The 20,162-nt window shown below is 42.1% G+C and carries 16 protein-coding genes and 2 pseudogenes; all 18 read left to right on the top strand.

Features of this window, described 5'->3' with window-relative positions; genetic code table 11:
• Positions 1-171: 171 nt before the first annotated feature.
• A complete protein-coding gene (gene yfmF / locus LC048_RS12540; RefSeq protein ID WP_226600673.1) occupies positions 172-1,449 on the top strand; it encodes an EF-P 5-aminopentanol modification-associated protein YfmF in 1,278 nt (425 codons plus the stop codon).
• Complete coding sequence (gene yfmH / locus LC048_RS12535; RefSeq protein WP_226600674.1) at positions 1,449-2,744, top strand: EF-P 5-aminopentanol modification-associated protein YfmH; 1,296 nt, start codon at positions 1,449-1,451, stop codon at positions 2,742-2,744. Before yfmF ends, yfmH begins: the two co-directional genes overlap by 1 nt.
• 72 nt (positions 2,745-2,816) lie before the next feature.
• Positions 2,817-3,539, top strand: a complete 723-nt coding sequence (gene ymfI / locus LC048_RS12530; protein ID WP_226600675.1) for an elongation factor P 5-aminopentanone reductase — start codon at positions 2,817-2,819, stop codon at positions 3,537-3,539.
• A 100-nt stretch (positions 3,540-3,639) separates the two neighbouring features.
• A complete protein-coding gene (locus LC048_RS12525; RefSeq protein WP_226600676.1) occupies positions 3,640-3,897 on the top strand; it encodes a DUF3243 domain-containing protein in 258 nt (85 codons plus the stop codon).
• Positions 3,898-4,106: 209 nt separating this feature from the next.
• Positions 4,107-4,898, top strand: coding sequence for a DUF3388 domain-containing protein (locus tag LC048_RS12520; RefSeq protein ID WP_226600677.1), 792 nt, complete (start codon positions 4,107-4,109; stop codon positions 4,896-4,898).
• A 20-nt stretch (positions 4,899-4,918) separates the two neighbouring features.
• On the top strand, positions 4,919-5,794 hold the full coding sequence (locus LC048_RS12515; protein ID WP_226600678.1) for a helix-turn-helix domain-containing protein: 876 nt from the start codon (positions 4,919-4,921) through the stop codon (positions 5,792-5,794).
• A gap of 242 nt (positions 5,795-6,036) precedes the next feature.
• A pseudogene (gene pgsA, locus LC048_RS12510) lies at positions 6,037-6,620 on the top strand (CDP-diacylglycerol--glycerol-3-phosphate 3-phosphatidyltransferase).
• Positions 6,621-6,644: 24 nt separating this feature from the next.
• Entirely contained in the window at positions 6,645-7,895 is a 1,251-nt protein-coding gene (locus LC048_RS12505) for a competence/damage-inducible protein A (protein ID WP_226600680.1), read from the top strand.
• A gap of 283 nt (positions 7,896-8,178) precedes the next feature.
• Positions 8,179-9,220: pseudogene (gene recA / locus LC048_RS12500) on the top strand (recombinase RecA).
• Positions 9,221-9,549: 329 nt separating this feature from the next.
• On the top strand, positions 9,550-11,112 hold the full coding sequence (rny, locus tag LC048_RS12495; protein ID WP_102262253.1) for a ribonuclease Y: 1,563 nt from the start codon (positions 9,550-9,552) through the stop codon (positions 11,110-11,112).
• 222 nt (positions 11,113-11,334) lie between these two features.
• Positions 11,335-12,132, top strand: coding sequence for a TIGR00282 family metallophosphoesterase (locus LC048_RS12490; protein WP_226600682.1), 798 nt, complete (start codon positions 11,335-11,337; stop codon positions 12,130-12,132).
• Positions 12,133-12,732: 600 nt separating this feature from the next.
• Positions 12,733-12,993, top strand: coding sequence for a stage V sporulation protein SpoVS (gene spoVS / locus LC048_RS12485; RefSeq protein WP_010193268.1), 261 nt, complete (start codon positions 12,733-12,735; stop codon positions 12,991-12,993).
• 131 nt (positions 12,994-13,124) lie between these two features.
• Positions 13,125-14,060, top strand: coding sequence for a dipeptidase (locus LC048_RS12480; RefSeq protein WP_306047906.1), 936 nt, complete (start codon positions 13,125-13,127; stop codon positions 14,058-14,060).
• Between the two features lie 297 nt (positions 14,061-14,357).
• Entirely contained in the window at positions 14,358-16,091 is a 1,734-nt protein-coding gene (locus LC048_RS12475; protein ID WP_226600684.1) for a 2-oxoacid:acceptor oxidoreductase subunit alpha, read from the top strand.
• A gap of 1 nt (position 16,092) precedes the next feature.
• Positions 16,093-16,959, top strand: a complete 867-nt coding sequence (locus LC048_RS12470; protein ID WP_306047905.1) for a 2-oxoacid:ferredoxin oxidoreductase subunit beta — start codon at positions 16,093-16,095, stop codon at positions 16,957-16,959.
• A 360-nt stretch (positions 16,960-17,319) separates the two neighbouring features.
• Positions 17,320-18,861 (top strand): tRNA (N6-isopentenyl adenosine(37)-C2)-methylthiotransferase MiaB, encoded by a 1,542-nt coding sequence (gene miaB, locus LC048_RS12465; protein ID WP_306047904.1) that lies wholly within the window; start codon positions 17,320-17,322, stop codon positions 18,859-18,861.
• Position 18,862: 1 nt separating this feature from the next.
• A complete protein-coding gene (locus LC048_RS12460; protein ID WP_226600687.1) occupies positions 18,863-19,300 on the top strand; it encodes a YlbF/YmcA family competence regulator in 438 nt (145 codons plus the stop codon).
• A gap of 285 nt (positions 19,301-19,585) precedes the next feature.
• On the top strand, positions 19,586-20,128 hold the full coding sequence (locus tag LC048_RS12455) for an outer spore coat protein CotE (RefSeq protein WP_226600688.1): 543 nt from the start codon (positions 19,586-19,588) through the stop codon (positions 20,126-20,128).
• Positions 20,129-20,162 lie beyond the last annotated feature (34 nt).

Raw genomic sequence — 20,162 nt, 5'->3', positions numbered from 1 at the left:
ATTCCTTGAATTAGCCTGAATGTCAAAGGTATAGTTAGAGTATATTTATTGGAATATTAAATATAGACTTCACAACGTATACATATCAAAGAAGAATGTTTTATTTTCATCAATGATGTGAAGAAAATGAATGTAAGCAATTCCTGTTGTTATAAATAAAGGAGGATTTCAATGGCTGTCATTTCAGAAAGTATCACGGATATGAAAGGCTACAAGCTCCATATTGTTAAAACCGAAAAATTTAAGACGAACACAATTGTTTGGAAAATGAAAGCACCGCTTACAAGTGAAGATGTAACCAAACGGGCGCTGCTTCCGTATGTGCTGCAAAGCAGTTCCAAGGCTTACCCAACGACTTCAAAGTTTCGATCGTACCTTGATGAGCTTTATGGAGCTAATTTATTTGTAGATGTCTCAAAAAAGGGGGAATATCAGGTCCTCAGTTTTTCTCTGGAGATAGCCAATGAAAAGTTCCTGTCTGACCCGGATCCTTTGCTGAAAAAAGGATTGCAATTGATGGCGGAGATTCTGGTGAATCCGCTTGCAGACAATGAAGCATTTGACAAAGAAACTGTCGAAAAAGAAAAACGAACATTAAAGCAGCGAATCCAGGCTGTATATGATGATAAAATGAGATACTCCAATTTCAGGCTTATTCAGGAAATGTGCAAGGATGAACCCTATGCACTCCATGTTAATGGTGAGATTGACGACATTCAGCAAATCGATGAGAAGAATCTTTATGATTACTATAAAAAGGCCTTTAAAGAAGATGAGCTTGATCTGTTCATTATTGGAGATGTTGATGAGACAGAAGTCCAGGCGATTGCCCAAGAGCTTCTGCAATTTGACGACCGCACACCGAAACTTGTCAAGCTTGCTGATGGTGCTCAAGTCGAAGAGAAAACTGTCAAGGATCAGGAGGATGTCAAGCAAGGCAAGCTGAATATCGGCTATAGAACAAATGTGCATTATGGTGATGAAGATTATTATGCTCTTCAGGTCTTCAACGGGATTTTCGGTGGATTTTCTCATTCCAAGCTGTTCTTAAATGTCCGTGAGAAAAATAGTCTTGCCTATTATGTCGCAAGCCGCCTTGAAAGCCATAAAGGTTTGATGATGGTTATGTCAGGCATTGAATTTGAAAATTTCGAGCTTGCTGTAAAAATTATTCGTGAACAAATGGAAGCAATGAAAGCTGGCGAATTTACAGATCAGGAAATCGAACAGACAAAAGCAGTGATTGAAAACCAAATGCTTGAAACAATGGATACCTCAAGAGGGATGGTCGAGGTCCTTTATCATAATGTCGTATCCCGTCAAAATGTCAGCCTCGATGATTGGCTTCAGGGCATGAGTAAAACCACAAAAGAAGAGATTGTTGATGTAGCCAAAAAGGTGCAGCTAGACACGGTCTACTTCTTAACTGGATTGGAGGCGGACAAATAATGGAGAAAATCACTTTTGAACAGCTTCAGGAAGAAATGTACTACGAAAAGCTGAGTAACGGACTTGATGTATACATCCTTCCGAAAAAAGGCTTCAATAAAACATATGCTACTTTTACAACTAAATACGGGTCGATCGATAATCACTTCCTTCCGCCTGGAAAGGATGATTATGTAAAGGTACCTGATGGCATCGCACACTTCCTTGAGCACAAATTATTCGAAAAGGAAGATGGGGACGTGTTCCAGCAGTTCAGCAAGCAGGGTGCTTCTGCGAACGCGTTTACTTCTTTCACTAGAACAGCTTATTTATTCTCCAGTACATCATCAGTGGAGAAAAACCTGAAGACCCTGATTGACTTTGTTCAGGAACCATATTTTACAGAAAAGACAGTTGAAAAGGAAAAGGGAATCATCGGGCAGGAGATTACGATGTATGATGACAATCCTGATTGGAGACTGTATTTTGGCCTGATCCAGAATATGTATAAGAACCATCCGGTTAGTATTGATATCGCAGGTACGATCGAATCGATTTCTCATATTACGAAAGACATGCTGTATGAATGCTATGAAACATTTTACCACCCAAGCAATATGCTACTGTTCTTAGTGGGCCCAGTTAATCCTCAGGAAATCATGGGCTTGATAAAAGAAAACCAGGGGAAGAAGGAATACAAGAATCAGCCAGAAATCAAACGGAGATTTGATGTGGAGCAGGCAGGGGTTGCTGAAAAGAAACAGGTCCTGAAAATGAATGTCCAGACATCCAAGTGCCTGGTTGGCATCAAAGCTGCAGACCCTACTGAATCGGGCAGGGAAATGTTGAAGAAAGAGCTTTCAATCAATGTCATGCTTGATATCCTCTTCGGCAAGAGTTCAGAAAACTATACTGAATTGTATGGGTCCGGATTGATCGATGATACTTTTTCATACGATTATACAGAGGAGCAAGGCTTCGGGTTTGCGATGGTTGGCGGTGATACAAACGAACCTGATGTCCTTGCCAGTAAGCTTGAATCAATGCTAATGGATGCTAAGGCTGGACGAGGGTTGACGAATGATAACCTTGAAAGAACCAAAAAGAAAAAAATTGGAGCTTTCCTTAGGGCGGTCAATTCTCCTGAGTATATAGCGAACCAGTTCACACGCTACGCATTTAATGACATGGATTTATTTGAGGTTGTTCCGATACTTGAAAGCCTGACGCTAGACGATATCAAACAGGCGGCTGACAAGCTGATTGCCGAAGAGCGATTCACTGTTTGTCAGGTAGTGCCAAAGGATAAGAACTAACCCACCATTCAATAAGATGTGCGCCGGTCCTAATCGGCGCATTATTTAATGATGTATTTGGAGAGGAAGAAAATGAAGAAATTCGCGCTCGTTACAGGAGCAAGTGGAGCGATTGGCAAGGCGATTTGCATGAAACTTGCATCTGAAGGTTATTCGCTATACCTTCACTTTAACCAGAATGAAAAAGGAATGAAAGAACTCGTAAGCCAGATTGAACACTTTGGTGGTGAGTATATACCAATCAAGGCGAACCTGGCAGCAAAATCAGGATACATAGAATTGGCCGCCAACATTTTTTCACTTGATGCAATTGTGCATAATGCTGGTAATGCCCTATATGGTCTTCTTGAAGACTTAGAGGAAAATGATGTAGAGGAGCTTATACAAATACACGTTACTACTCCGCTGTTGCTGACGAAAAAGCTTATTCCAAAAATAAGGGCTAAGGGAAGTGGAAGTATCGTCATCGTGTCATCGATATGGGGACAAACGGGCGCATCCTTTGAAGTAGCATACTCGACTGTGAAAGGTGCCCAAATAGCCTTCGCCAAAGCTCTTAGCAAAGAACTTGCAAGCTCCAATATCAGGGTGAATGCCGTAGCACCAGGTGCCATTCAAACCCCTATGGTCGAAGGGTTCACCCATGCGGAAATCGAGGCAATTACCGAGGATATTCCATCAGGCCGCTTAGGATCCGCTGAAGAAGTCGCAAGCGGTGTTGAGTTTCTGTTATCTGAGAATTCATCATATATAACCGGGCAGGTACTCGCGGTGAATGGTGGTTGGCTTACGTGAAGGACATGTGACAATTTTTAAAACATGTATTGTAATGAATAATAATTGTCGTACGAATGCAAAATAACCTTGTACTATTTTAGACAAGGAGGTTGTCAATATGTCCGTATTGGATAATTGGAATCAGTGGAAGGATTTCTTGGGAGACCGCCTTCATCAGGCGCAGGACCAGGGAATGAATAAAGAAGTTATGGGGGACCTTGCCTACCAAATCGGGGATTATCTTGCTAAGAACGTCGACCCTAAAAATGAGCAGGAAAGAGTCCTTTCAGACCTTTGGTCAGTTGCAAGCCCTGACGAACAGCACGCCATCGCTACAATGATGGTTAAACTTGTACAGAACAATGGCACTCAATAATAAGTAAGTTTTGAGAGGGGGACTGCAGATTCCTCTCTTTTTTTATTGTTCCGCCTTTGAAGTAGACATATAAGCATTGCATTCTTTTACTTTTATCTTCTGGCTTGTTTTTCCTTTCATCTTCCTTGAAAATCATATAATATAGTAGCTAGATATTTGATGTCAAAATGTGTCGCAATCAAGTGACCTTATAGCAGAGGAGGAGAATGATGGAAAAGAAAGAATGGTACTTGGAATATGAAATAGTGATTAACCGTCCAGGACTGCTAGGTGATATATCCTCTTTGCTTGGTATGCTGTCAATCAACATTGTTACGATCAATGGAGTCGATGAAGGTAGACGTGGTCTGTTGATCCTTGCGAAAGATGATGACCAAATTGAGCGTTTAGAGTCAATTTTGAATACAATGGATACAATAAGGGTAATTAAAATCCGTGAGCCCAAGCTTCGTGACCGAATGGCGGTCAGACACGGCAGATATATTCAGCGTGATGCTGATGATAAAAAAACATTTAGATTTGTAAGGGATGAACTTGGACTGCTCGTTGATTTTATGGCAGAATTGTTTAAGCAGGATGGGCACAAGTTGATTGGGATCCGCGGGATGCCGCGAGTGGGCAAGACCGAATCAGTTGTGGCTTCAAGCGTTTGTGCAAATAAGCGATGGTTGTTTGTTTCTTCAACTTTATTGAAACAGACAATTAGAAATCAATTAATTGAAGATGAATACAACTCAGAAAACCTATTCATCATAGACGGAATCGTTTCCACTAGAAGGGCCAATGAAAAGCACTGGCAGCTTGTCAGGGAAATCATGCGCCTGCCTGCGGTGAAGGTTGTTGAACATCCGGATATTTTTGTTCAAAACACGGAATATACAATGGATGATTTTGATTATATAATTGAACTTCGCAATAATCCCGATGAAGAAATCGTATATGACATGGTTCAGAAGAATCACATGTTCACCGATTCTGACTTTGGAGGATTTGATTTTTAACAGTATTGGAAGGTGTTATCGTGACTGAGTTAGGAAATATATTAAAGGAAGCACGTGAAGCTAAGGGTCTCAGCCTGGACGAACTGCAGTCCATCACGAAAATACAGAAGCGCTATCTTCTTGGCATTGAAGAGGGCAATTATTCAATGATGCCAGGAAAGTTTTATGTCCGTGCCTTCATTAAACAATATGCTGAAGCCGTCGGGCTTGATCCAGAACAGCTTTTTGAGCAGCATAAAAATGATATTCCATCTACATACAACGAAGAGCTCCCTGATCAGCTTTCCCGTGTCCAGTCGAGGAAAAGTCTGTCGCCTGAAACTTCAAAAGTCCTTGATGTTCTTCCGAAAATATTGATTGGAATCTTTATCATTGGCGCCATCGCATTGGTTTGGTATTTAATTGTCCTGAATGCAGGTGATGAAACAAAGGAGCCAGCTACAACAGGTAAGGAAACAACGATTGACGAACCTGCAGAGACTGAGGATGAATCCTTAGACGAGGATCCAAGTGACTCAGAAGATGCTGCTGAAGAGGAACCGGCTGAAGAAGAAGCTGAGCCAGAAACACCAGCACAGGAGCTTACGGTTATCTCTAACAGCGGCAGCAATACGGTTTATGAATTAAAGGGTGCTGATGCGTTTGTCATTAAAATTGTATCCCTTGGACAGACATGGGTTGGTTTATCAAATGGATCTAAATCCATTTTTCAGGAAACCCTTGTTAAAGGAAAGAATGAAAGCAGGACAGAAGATTTATCCAATGAGACCAAAGCTGTCATCAATATTGGACGAGCACCAGATACCGAAATCTATGTCAATGACGAAAAGCTCGAGTATGCAGTGCCGCCTGATCAAGACATGACCCAGGTAATCACGATTAATTTTGTGAAATAAGTTTTAAGGCTCTGTAATTTGAACAGCCAGCCACTAAGAATTTGCCAAAATGCCCGTATGGACTTTTGTTTATACGGGCTAAACTTTCTGTGATAGAATGTATCACTTTTTTTATACTAAGGTCAGTGTCTAGCCCCTCGAGATTCATTTACTAGGCATATTTAATGATGATTTATACATATTGGATATAATGAAGAAGACGCATAAAGGTTTTGTAATTTTTCATCTGGAGGAAAGAGTATATGAATTTGCCAAATAAGATTACGGTGTCACGAATTTTTTTGATTCCGTTATTCATGATCATCATGCTTGGCCCATTTTCCTGGGGAGAGATCTCTCTGCTTGGGACAACCATGCCGGTCACACATTTTGTAGGAGCGTTAATATATATTTTTGCATCCGTGACGGATTGGGTTGACGGGTATCTGGCACGAAAGCACAACTTGGTTACGAATCTTGGGAAATTCCTGGATCCCCTTGCAGATAAATTGCTTGTCTCCTCTGCATTGATCGTATTAGTTGAACTTGGATATGCCCCAGCGTGGATTGTCATCATTATCATCAGCCGAGAGTTTGCCGTAACAGGACTTCGCTTACTGCTGGCTGGCGGTGGTGAGGTGGTTGCAGCAAAAATGCCGGGCAAAATTAAGATGTGGGCCCGGCCCAGACCGTGGCAATATCAGCACTATTGCTGCACAATATCATTTTTGAAGCATTCTCCATTCCGTTTGCAGATATTGCACTATGGGTGGCGATGTTCTTTACGATTTGGTCCGGTTGGGATTACTTTGCTAGAAACAAGGAAGTGTTCAGTAATTCGAAATAATTGATTTTTCAGGGGGGACAATAAATGAATGCCGAAATCATTGCTGTGGGATCAGAATTGCTCCTTGGGCAAATCGTCAATACAAACGCCAGATTCCTTTCCAGGCAGCTTGCCGATCTGGGAATCAATGTTTTCTACCATACGGTCGTTGGGGATAATCCTGATCGTTTGAAGAATGCGATGGGAATAGCCAGGGAGCGCGCTGACCTGATTATCTTCACTGGCGGACTGGGTCCAACAAAAGATGATCTGACAAAAGATACAATTGCTGGGCAGCTTGGAAAGCAGCTTGTTCTTGATGAGGAAGCGATGAGGTCCATTGAATTGTATTTTGAAAAAACGAACAGGATAATGACTGAAAATAATAGGAAACAAGCTCTCGTCATCGAGGGGTCAGCCGTCCTGAAAAATGAACATGGCATGGCTCCGGGGATGTTCCTGGCAACAGCAGACAACAAGTTCATGCTTTTGCCAGGACCACCATCCGAGATGGAACCAATGTTTTTGAAATATGGCCAGCCTGCTTTAGAAGGCGTGACCGGCAATCAGTCTAAAATTGAATCGAGGGTCCTGCGTTTCTTTGGAATCGGCGAGGCAGCATTAGAATCGGAAATAGAAGATTTGATTGACCAGCAGAGCAATCCAACCATCGCCCCTTTGGCTGGGGACGGTGAAGTTACACTGAGGCTTACGGCCAGGGAAGATTCCAAACACACAGCACAAGCATTGATTGATAGAGTGGAAGCGGAAATCATGGACAGAGTCGGTGAGTTTTTTTATGGTTACGACGAAACTTCGTTAATGATCGAGCTTTCGAAACTATTGAAAAATAAAAACTTCACGTTAGGAGCTGCTGAAAGCTTGACAGGCGGAATGTTTCAGCAGGATTTGACTTCAATCTCCGGTGCAAGCAGTCTTTTCAATGGCGGCTTTGTTTGTTTTTCAAACGAAGCCAAAATAGATCTTGTAAAGGTTAATCCGGAAACAATCGAGAGGTATGGGGCTGTTAGCGCTGAATGTGCAGCAGAGCTAGCAATGAATGCTGCACTCCTTACCAACTCTGACATCGGCATCAGCTTTACTGGAGTGGCTGGTCCTGAGAGCCTGGAAGGGCATCCGCCAGGGACCGTTTATATCGGGCTCCACGTAAAAGACCAACAAGTTTATTCAGAAAAACTTAGCCTGAGCGGCTCCCGCAATGCTATCAGGAAAAGGGCTGTAAAGTTCGGCTGCCAGATTATTATTAATAGTTTATCAGGAACACGGAAGCAATAGTTTCCGTGTTTTATTCTTATATGTTGCAACATCCAGTTTTTTAAATAGAAAGATTTCTTGCGGAACTTCTATTATAAAGGATATGGCTTGTAAGAAAACAAGGGAAACATACACATAAAAATCAATTTTGTCGAATTCCTACGTTCTAAAAAAAACGAATAAACGTTCGATTTTTTGATAGACAAACAACTGGGAAAAAGGTATAGTAATAGTAGGCTTTAAATAAGAGATTTGCGGCCACGCAGTATGCTGGTTCGTTTTTATATAATAAGGAGGAATTTGAGTGAGTGATCGTCAAGCTGCGTTAGATATGGCGTTAAAACAAATTGAAAAGCAATTTGGTAAAGGCTCAGTTATGAAATTAGGGAGAGAAGACAGATACAAAGATTTCTACTTCTCCAAGCGGATCCCTTGCGCTGGATGCTGCCCTCGGAATAGGCGGATATCCTCGCGGACGTGTTATTGAAATTTACGGACCTGAAAGTTCAGGTAAGACAACTGTTGCGCTTCATGCGATTGCAGAAGTACAGGCTAATGGCGGTCAGGCGGCATTCATTGACGCTGAACATGCTTTGGACCCTGTATATGCACAGAAGCTTGGTGTAAATATCGATGAACTTCTACTTTCACAGCCTGACACAGGAGAACAGGCTTTGGAAATCGCAGAAGCACTTGTGCGAAGTGGAGCAATTGATATTATTGTTGTTGACTCAGTTGCAGCTCTTGTTCCAAAGGCTGAAATTGAAGGTGAGATGGGTGATGCCCACGTTGGTCTTCAAGCTCGTTTGATGTCTCAAGCATTGCGTAAGCTTTCCGGTGCAATCAACAAGTCAAAGACTATCGCAATCTTCATTAACCAGATTCGTGAAAAAGTCGGTGTTATGTTCGGTAATCCTGAAACAACACCTGGCGGACGTGCTCTGAAATTCTATTCAAGCGTACGTCTTGAAGTGCGCCGTGCTGAAACTCTAAAGCAGGGCAATGAGATGGTCGGTAACAAGACAAGGATTAAAGTTGTTAAGAACAAGGTTGCACCACCGTTCCGTACAGCTGAAGTGGATATCATGTATGGTGAAGGTATTTCCCAAGAGGGAGAAATCATCGACATGGGATCAGACCTTGATATTGTCGATAAAAGCGGTTCTTGGTATTCATATAATGGTGAACGTCTTGGACAGGGAAGGGAAAACGCAAAATTGTTCCTTAAAGAAAACCCGTCCATCCGTGTTGAAATCAAGCAGAAGATCCGTAATCACTACGGACTTGATGGTGAATTCACGGTTACTGAAACTGATGAAGACCAGGAAGAACTCAAATTGGATTAATAGATTATTTCTGTTTAATTCTCAAGGTCTCCGGAAAGTCAGGAGACCTTGTTTATGTTTATTTACGGTAGAAAATCTGGAGTGAAGTCAACAAAACCATTCCAAAAATAAAAATTGATTGAATAATTAATCAAACCTAAAGAATCCTTATAGGACAAACCCTTGACAATAAAAAATGACAGCTTTACAATTAAAAATGTATATTTTACATTTTCATGGTATTAAAAACGTTTAAAAGCATTTGAGCTGTATATTGATGCTTGTAACAATGTACATGCCGACACTTTAAAAAACGTAACACAAGTTCATAGCAAGAGGAGGTGAAAATGATGGATCTAATTATTTCAATCATCTCCATTTTGCTTGGCCTATTCGTCGGTGCAGTTGTTGGCTATTTTTATCGTAAATCCGTTGCGGAAGCAAAAATTGCAGGTGCCAAAAACGCCGCAGAACAAATTGTTGAAGATGCGAAGCGTGAAGCAGAGGCTATGAAGAAAGAATCCCTGCTGGAGGCTAAGGATGAAAATCACAAACTGCGTACAGAAGCAGAGCGTGAAATTCGTGAACGAAGAAATGAACTGCAAAAACAAGAAAATCGTTTATTGCAAAAAGAGGAGAATCTTGATCGCAAAGATGAGTCGTTGAACAAACGTGAAAATCTTTTAGAGAAAAAAGATGACGCTCTTTCCAAAAGACAACAGCATATTGAAGAGATGGAAAGCAAAGTGGACGAGATGGTACGAAATCAGCAGACTGAACTAGAACGCATCTCGGGCTTAACGCGTGATGAGGCTAAATCCATCATTTTGGAGCGAACTGAGCAAGAACTTGCTCACGACATTGCACTAATGATTAAGGAAAACGAAAACAGGGCGAAAGAAGAATCCGACAAGAAAGCCAAGGAAGTACTTTCACTGGCCATTCAAAGATGTGCAGCAGATCATGTTGCTGAAACGACTGTATCAGTTGTAAATCTTCCGAATGATGAAATGAAAGGGCGTATTATCGGACGTGAGGGACGGAATATCCGCACCCTGGAAACGTTGACGGGAATCGATCTCATTATTGATGACACTCCGGAAGCGGTTATCCTTTCTGGATTTGACCCAATCAGACGTGAAACAGCCCGTCTAGCTCTAGACAAGCTTGTCCAGGATGGACGTATTCATCCGGCTCGAATTGAGGAAATGGTTGAGAAAGCACGCCGTGAAGTAGATGAACACATTCGTGAGGTTGGGGAACAGACTACCTTCGAAGTGGGAGTGCACGGACTGCATCCAGATCTTATTAAAATTCTTGGCCGCTTGAAATATCGTACAAGTTACGGACAGAATGTACTTAAGCATTCAATGGAAGTAGCACAGTTGTCCGGATTGCTTGCCGCAGAGTTAGGTGAAGATGAGACATTAGCACGTCGCGCAGGACTCCTGCATGACATCGGAAAGGCGATTGACCATGAGGTAGAAGGAAGCCACGTTGAAATTGGCGTGGAGCTGGCTACTAAGTATAAGGAACATCCTGTTGTTATCAACAGTATTGCTTCCCACCATGGTGATACTGAGCCAACTTCGATTATTGCAGTACTTGTTGCTGCTGCTGATGCATTGTCAGCTGCTAGGCCTGGTGCCCGCAGCGAAGCTCTTGAAAACTATATCCGCCGTCTTGAAAGGCTGGAAGAGATTTCTGAATCCTATGAAGGAGTCGAAAAATCATTCGCAATTCAAGCGGGCAGAGAAATCCGGATCATGGTTAAGCCTGATCAAATTGATGACTTGCAGGCACACCGCCTCGCACGTGATATTCGCAAGAAGATCGAGGAAGAGCTCGATTATCCAGGACATATCAAAGTTACAGTCATCCGTGAGACACGGGCAGTTGAATATGCAAAATAAAGCGGTGCTTCGGCGCCGCTTTTTATATTGGCCGGTAAGTCCGTTTCGATGATTTTTATCTAATCTGGATATTATGGTACAATTTTAAGAATGGATGTTATATATGTGTTAAAGCTCGGGGCTTTTATTTTTAGGCTCATAAGAACTGGAACTTAATACGGTAGTGTTTGAGAAAAGAGCTACACCTTAATATCTTAATTTATAGACAGGAAAGTGAATGCTATGAGAATTTTATTTGTAGGGGATGTTGTAGGTTCCCCGGGCAGGGATATGATTACGGAATACCTGCCAAAGCTAAAGGGGAAATTTCGCCCGACTGTTACAATCATAAATGGTGAGAATGCAGCGAGCGGTAAAGGAATTACCGAAAAGATTTATCGTCAGTTTCTTGAGCAGGGTGCCCAGGCGGTAACTCTAGGAAACCATGCATGGGATAATCGTGATATCTTTGAATTTATTGATAATGCTAAATACCTGGTCAGGCCCGCTAATTTTCCTGAAGAAGTACCTGGAAAAGGGATTGTTTATTTAAAGATCAACCAGGAAGAACTGGCAATAATCAACTTGCAGGGCCGCACCTTCTTGACGCCAATTGATTGCCCATTTAAAAAAGCAGATGAATTGATAGAGGAAGCAAGAAAACGCACTTCCCTCATTTTTGTTGATTTCCATGCAGAAGCAACTAGCGAAAAGCAAGCCATGGGCTGGTATCTTGATGGGAGAGTTTCCGCTGTGGTCGGAACGCATACTCATGTTCAGACAGCAGACGATAGAATCTTGCCCTCAGGTACAGCTTATTTGACTGATGTAGGCATGACCGGTCCATATGACGGTATATTGGGAGTAGAAAAAGAAGCGGTGCTTAGAAGGTTCATGACGAGTCTCCCTACGCGATTCGAAGTGGCTAAGGACGGTAGGAATCAACTATCTGCAGTATTGATAGATTTGGATAAGAAGACCGGCAAAGCAGTGAAAATCCAGAAGATCCTTGTTAATGAAGACCATCCTTTTTACGACTAGAATACATGATAACCTTTTTAGGCTGCAGGTGAACTCATTCGAGTTTTTCTGCAGTCTATTTATTTGAACAGTTAATTTTAGGTGGATGAAGTAGCAAATGGCTATGGGTATGTTCAACCTGGGGAAGATACCCTTGTGAAGAGGGAAGAGTCCATATAAGGGTACGATACCGTCTGAAAGGTACCCTTATGAAGAGGAAAGAGATCGCATAAGGGTACGAAAAGGCCCGAACGATACCCTTATGAAGAGGAAAGAGATCGCATAAGGGTACGAGAAAGCCCGAACGATACCCTTATGAAGAGGAAAGAGACCGCATAAGGGTACGATACCGTCTGAACGATACCCTTATGAAGAGGAAAGAGACCGTATAAGGGTACGAAAAGGCCCGAACGATACCCTTTATGAAGAGGAAAGTACGATCAACCCCGCAATCAGCCTCACACAGAACCATACCCAACAAAACATCGTCATCATTTACAATGCTTTTTTTAACTGAAGGTCATATGAGGTCTTCCTCCTGAATATAGTAGCAGTGGAACAGACTAAACTGGATGTCCAATTAAGACGTCCAGGACGGGATAATATAAGGAGGAGCCAGGAATGGAGATATTAAAAGTTTCAGCAAAATCTAATCCTAATTCTGTAGCTGGTGCGCTTGCTGGAGTACTGCGAGAAAGAGGTGGCGCAGAGATTCAGGCTATCGGGGCGGGTGCATTGAATCAGGCCGTTAAGGCAGTAGCGATCGCAAGAGGGTTCGTAGCACCTAGCGGAGTCGATTTAATTTGCATCCCGGCATTTACTGATATCCTGATTGATGGCGAAGAACGGACAGCCATTAAATTGATTGTTGAACCCAGATGAAAGCGTAAGCGCCTATAGATAGATTAAGGCTTTAAAGAATCCCTATTGGTTATTATCAGCCTGTTTGCTGTTGCAAGCAGGTTTCTTTATGGTTTATGAAGTATGATGGATGTAAAGAGGAGGGTATTATTATGAAAATCTATGACGCTCATTGTGACGTGCTTTATAAATTGTTTATGGATCCGTCCCTTGATTTCTCCAAATCTCCTGAATTGCAGGTCAATCTTGAACGGCTGAAGGCATCGGCTACAAAAATCCAATTATTCGCCATCTATGTACCTGAATCTGTTCACCCTGACCTGAAATTTGAAGCTGCCCTAAGGATGGCGGATTTATTTTATGAAAAAGTCTTAAGGTCACATCCGCAAATCAAGCTGATTAAGAACAAGGCGGACATTGAGCTCCTTGAACATGATGAAATTGGTGCAGTGCTCACTCTGGAGGGCTGTGATGCGATTGGGCAGGATTTATTGAAATTGCGCACTTTGCTGAGACTCGGAGTACGTTCAGTAGGGTTGACGTGGAATTTTGGAAATTATGTAGCTGATGGTGCCCTTGAAGAACGAGGAGCGGGTCTTTCAAGGTTTGGACGTCAAGTTGTCCAGCTTTTGAATGAAACGAGGACAATCTGCGATGTCTCACATTTATCTGAACAGGCATTCTGGGATGTAATGGAAGCAGCTGACAGGGTATTCGCTTCCCATTCAAACTGTTATTCGCTTTGCCGCCATCCGCGCAACCTTAAGGATAAGCAGATTAATGCTCTGATTGAAAGGGATTCAGTCATTGGAGTTACCTTTGTACCGGAATTCTTATCAGGTATAAAAGATTCTGCTTCAATTGATGATGTGGTTCGCCATCTTGATCACATTTGTTCTCTTGGAGGAGAAAATCATGTTGGATTCGGATCAGATTTTGACGGAATTGAATTCACTGTAAAAAATCTCGAGGGAAATGAACAATATGAAAAACTTTGGAATGAATTACAAAAATATTATTCTGATATACAAGTTAGTAAGTTCCTTTATGGGAATATGGCGACCAGATTATCTGTACAAGGATCGTAAATTCAAAGGAGACAGCGAATTTCTGGACAGTATTCCAAGGGGTGCTGAGTAAGAAACTTATAATATTTTAATAAATAAAAAAATATTCATATTTTCGTCAATAATTATTCTTAAAGGGTTGCTTTTTTATTCACATAGGTCTAGAATTGTAAGCGTTTAGTACCATCCATTTGCTAGATTTCAGCATGAAATACAAGATATAAACCGTTTAATTCTAGTGAATTACTTGGAAAAGTGCTACACTTAATAACGAAGCGTTTTTACATATTTTTTTACGTATCTAAAGGGGTGTAAGAGATGATCAATCAACTTTCATGGAAAGTTGGCGGACAGCAGGGAGAAGGAATTGAATCTACCGGGGAAATTTTCTCTATTGCATTGAACCGTCTAGGCTACTACTTGTATGGCTACCGTCACTTTTCATCACGTATCAAGGGCGGACACACAAATAACAAGATTCGAGTAAGCACTACAGAGGTTCGATCTATTTCTGACGATTTAGATATTCTTGTAGCTTTCGACCAGGAAACAATCGATGTAAACTACAAAGAATTGCATGAGAACGGCGTAATTATTGCTGATGCGAAGTTTGACCCAAAAAAGCCTGAGGATACTCAAGCTGCAATGTATGCGGTTCCATTTACGGAAATGGCTACTGAATTGGGAACATCTCTTATGAAAAACATGGTTGCCATCGGTGCGACTAGCGCAATTCTAGACTTGGATATCCAAGTTTTTGAAGAAGTCGTCCAGGAGATTTTTGGACGCAAAGGACAACAAGTTGTCGATAAAAATATGGAAGCCATCAAAGCTGGCTACGAATATACAAAAGAACAATTAGGCGGAGCTGAGACAATGCAGCTTGAAAAGGCTGATGGTCAGAAACGTCTGTTCATGATTGGTAATGATGCAATCGCTCTTGGCGCAGTAGCGGCAGGGTGCCGTTTCATGGCTGCATACCCAATCACACCTGCTTCAGAAATCATGGAATATTTAATCAAGAAACTTCCTGCTCTTGGCGGAACAGTGATCCAGACTGAAGATGAAATCGCAGCTGTCACTATGACAATCGGCGCTAACTATGGCGGCGTACGTGCCATTACAGCTTCAGCAGGACCTGGTCTTTCATTGAAGATGGAAGCAATCGGCCTTTCAGGTATCACTGAAACACCGCTTGTCATTGTAGATACACAGCGCGGCGGCCCATCAACTGGACTTCCTACAAAACAGGAACAGTCAGATTTAATGGCGATGATTTATGGAACTCACGGTGAGATTCCTAAAATCGTCTTTGCTCCAAGTACTGTCCAGGAAGCATTCTACGATGCAGCAGAAGCATTCAACCTTGCTGAGGAATATCAGTGTCCGGTCATTATGTTGACTGACTTGCAGTTATCTTTAGGAAAGCAGACAGTTGAACCGCTTGAGTTTGATAAAGTGGAAATCCGCCGTGGTAAATTGGCTACAGAAGCTCTTCCTGAAATTGATAATAAAGGATATTTCAAGCGTTATGAAGTGACTGAGGATGGTGTTTCACCGCGTGTAATCCCAGGAATGAAGAACGGTATCCACCATGTTACTGGTGTTGAGCATGATGAAACAGGAAAGCCTTCGGAATCTGCTGCTAACCGTATTGCGCAAATGGATAAGCGTATGCGTAAGATCAGCAATCTAAAGTTCAATACGCCAATCCACAAGAATGCTCCGCATGAGGAAGCTGATTTGTTGATCGTAGGTTTCAACTCTACAAGAGGTGCAATTGAAGAGGCAATGGGAAGACTTGAGAAGGATGGCTTGAAAGTAAACCACGCTCACGTGCGCCTGGTACATCCATTCCCGGCTGATGAAATGATGCAGCTTGTAAAATCTGCAAAGAAAGTTGCAGTGATTGAAAACAATGCGACAGGACAGCTGGCAAACATCATGAAGATGAATGTCGGAAGTCATGAGAAGATCCATAAGATCCTGAAGTATGACGGAAATCCATTCTTGCCGCAGGAAGTCCACACAAAATGCAAGGAGTTGTTCTAGGATGGCGACTTTTAAAGAATTTCGCAATAATGTAAAACCAAACTGGTGCCCTGGCTGTGGCGACTTCTCTGTACAGGCAGCTATGCAGCGTGCAGCTGCCAATGTTGGTTTAGAGCCTGAAAATCTGGCTGTAATCTCTGGGATCGGCTGTTCAGGCCGTATCTCCGGATATATTAACTCATATGGTTTCCACGGAATCCATGGCCGTGCGCTTCCAATCGCCCAAGGCGTTAAGATGGTCAACCGTGATCTAACCGTTATTGCTTCCGGTGGAGACGGTGACGGCTTCGCGATCGGTATGGGGCATACAGTCCATGCGATCCGCCGTAACATCAATATCACTTACATTGTCATGGACAATCAGATTTATGGTCTGACAAAGGGACAAACTTCCCCGCGTTCGGCTGCTGGATTCAAGACGAAATCTACTCCTGCAGGTTCCATCGAGCAGGCCATTTCCCCAATGGAACTGGCTTTGACAGCTGGCGCTACTTTCGTGGCACAAAGCTTCTCAACAGACCTGAAGGACTTGACTGCGCTAATCGAGGCTGGAATCAAGCATGAAGGATTCTCTTTAATCAACGTATTCAGCCCTTGTGTAACTTACAACAAGGTAAATACTTACGACTGGTTCAAGGAAAACTTAACAAAGCTTGGTGATATTGAAGGATATGATCCATCAAACCGAGAAGCTGCAATGCAGACTTTGATGCAGCACAACGGTCTTGTGACTGGATTAATTTATCAAAATACAGAGCGTAAATCTTATCAGGAGCTAATAAGCGGTTATTCAGAAACTCCGCTTTCTCAAGCTGACCTGAAGCTAGATCAAGCTCACTTTGATAAGCTAGTTGCTGAATTCATGTAATGTAAATCCGGAAATCAAGCCGGAATGAATTAAAACCCCAATCATCCAAGATTGGGGTTTTGTTATTCCTATAAAATTTTCCTAATACTAGAATTAGTGACCAGCATCACTACAAATTGATAATCTGTTAGGTAATATAATTTATTAAGCCTGCTTTTTTTACTGAGAATGTTGTATTTCCAGTGCCTGCTATTGTGTTCATTGATTGAAGAGTTTATACTATTATAATGTGTATATTTTATATTTTCAGGGTGAAATATAGCCCTTTTAAAAGTAGAAAGCAGAACTGTTTGTGAAGCTAGCACCAGCGACATGCTCTATCAATCTGCCTGCTCGCTTTCTAATGAAAGGAGATCTATAATGAACGAAAATCAACGCTTGGAAGGACAGCAAGTACTAACTGAAAATTCTTCGGACAAAAAATCCAGCAAGGATTACAGCAAGTATTTTGAAGCAGTATATACAGCTCCTTCCCTGAAGGATGCAAAAAAACGCGGCAAGGAAGAAGTTCAGTATCATAAAGACTTCGATATCCCTGAAGAGTTCATTGGTATGGGACAGGGGCGTAAATTCTACATCCGCACTTACGGCTGTCAGATGAACGAGCACGACACAGAAGTCATGGCAGGTATTTTTCTTGGTCTTGGCTATGAACCTACTGACAGTGTTGAGGATGCGAACGTCATTCTCCTGAATACGTGCGCAATCAGGGAAAATGCTGAGAACAAGGTGTTTGGTGAACTTGGACATTTGAAGCATCTTAAAAGAGAAAAGCCTGATCTGCTTTTGGGAGTTTGCGGCTGCATGTCTCAGGAAGAATCTGTCGTTAACAAAATTTTGAAAACCTATAACCAGGTTGATATGATTTTTGGTACGCATAATATCCACCGCTTGCCACATATTCTCCAGGAAGCATACATGTCCAAAGAAATGGTCGTTGAAGTTTGGTCTAAAGAAGGGGACGTAATCGAAAACCTTCCAAAGGTGCGCAAAGGCAATATTAAAGCATGGGTAAACATTATGTATGGCTGTGATAAATTCTGCACTTACTGCATCGTTCCTTATACACGAGGCAAAGAACGCAGCCGCCGTCCTGAGGATATCATCCAGGAAGTCCGTCAGCTTGCAGCACAGGGCTATCAGGAAATTACCCTTCTTGGTCAGAATGTAAACGCCTATGGAAAAGACTTGGATATGAAATATGGTCTCGGTGAATTGATGGATGAAATCCGTAAAATTGATATCCCGCGCATTCGTTTTACAACCAGCCACCCGCGTGACTTTGATGATCAATTGATTGAAGTGCTGGCAAAGGGCGGTAACCTGATGGACCACATCCACCTTCCAGTACAGTCAGGTTCTACTGATGTATTGAAGATTATGGTCCGAAAGTACACCCGGGAAGAATATCTCGAACTTGTCGGCAAGATCAAGGCAGCAATTCCTAATGCTACATTGACTACAGATATTATTGTAGGTTATCCGAACGAGACGGATGAGCAGTTCGAGGAAACAATGTCACTTGTCCGTGAAGTTGGTTATGAAGCAGCCTATACATTCATTTACTCTCCAAGGGAGGGAACACCTGCAGCTAAAATGCAGGATAATGTCCCTATGGAAGTGAAAAAAGAGCGTCTTCAACGCCTGAATGCACTTGTGAATGAGCAATCTGCACAGTCTATGAAGAAATATCAGGATCAGATTGTTGAGGTCCTCGTTGAAGGTGAAAGCAAAAACAACCCAGATGTTCTTGCAGGTTATACAAGTAAGTTAAAACTTGTCAATTTTGTTGGGACTAAAACAGCAATCGGCAAAATCGTCAAGGTAAAGATCACAAATGCAAAAACATGGTCTTTAAACGGGGAAATGGTAGAAGAAATCGAACCAGTTGAGGTGAACTAAGTTGGCAAAATACAATAAAGATGACATTATCGAGCGTTCAAGAGAAATCGCAAGAATGATTTCGGAAACAGAAGAAGTTGACTTCTTCAAGCGTGCGGAAGCACAGATTCATGAGAATGAAAAAGTGAAAACACTTATTTCTTCTATTAAAGGTCTTCAAAAACAGGCTGTTAACTTTCAACACTATGGAAAAACAGAAGCTTTGAAGAAAACTGAAGCAAAAATTGCTTCTTTAGAACAACAACTTGATGAAATTCCGGTGGTACAAGAATTCAAGCAGTCGCAAATCGATGTTAATGAATTGCTTCAGCTCGTGGCCACAACGATATCCAATACAGTTACTGATGAGGTAGTTGCATCCACTGGTGGAGATGTACTTCGCGGTGAAACAGGAGCGGCTCTGAAAAACGAAGCAAGCTGCCATACGCACAATCATTAAATAACAATCAGTAAATGGCACCTGAATATTCAGGTGCCATTTCTTTATGTATAAGAGTCAATCGGATCCCGAATTTTGATTAGACTTCGCAAGTACCTTCCTCGTGCGCGTCACTTTAATGCAATCTAAATCCCCATCAACTTTCTTCAATTGGGAACATTCAGGGCATATGGGCATACAATGAACTATGCCTAAGTTTTTACCAGCAGTTCTAAAATTAATCGCACACTAGTCTAATATCACGCATAGGATGAATTGAAAAAGATTGAGGAGGTTTCGCTCGCAATGGGAGATTACAGAGAGATTATTACGAAAGCCGTCGTAGCGAAAGGACGCAAATTCACGCAGTCCAATCATACGATCAACCCAGCGCATAATCCGAGCAGCATTCTGGGCGCTTGGGTCATAAACCATAAGTATAAGGCAAAAAAGGTAGGGAAAGTGGTTGAAGTAAACGGGTCTTACGAAGCCAACATCTGGTACTCCTTTGATGATAATACAAAAACTGAAGTAGTGACGGAGAAAGTAACTTACTGCGATGTCATCAAGCTGAAGTACCGTGATCCTGACTGCTTGGATGACCACGATGTCCTTGTCGAGGTGCTGCAGCAGCCTAACTGCATTGAAGCGGTCATTTCGCCTAATGGCAACAAAATCATCGTTCACGTCGAGAGGGAATTCCTTGTGGAAGTTATCGGTGAGACGAAGGTATGCGTTGTCACTCATCCAGGCGGATGCGATTGCGATGATGACGAGTGGGGTCATGGCATCGATGATGACGAATTCGAAGACTTGAACCCAGACTTCCTCCTGGGAGAGGAAGAATAACATCGAACTAGGAAGCTTTCACTTCCTAGTTTTT

Origin of the sequence: Mesobacillus subterraneus, assembly GCF_020524355.2 — a bacterium.
Taxonomy (GTDB): Bacteria; Bacillota; Bacilli; order Bacillales; family Cytobacillaceae; genus Mesobacillus; species Mesobacillus subterraneus_C.
Note: the sequence above shows the minus strand (reverse complement) of the source record. Positions and strands in the feature narration are given on the sequence as shown.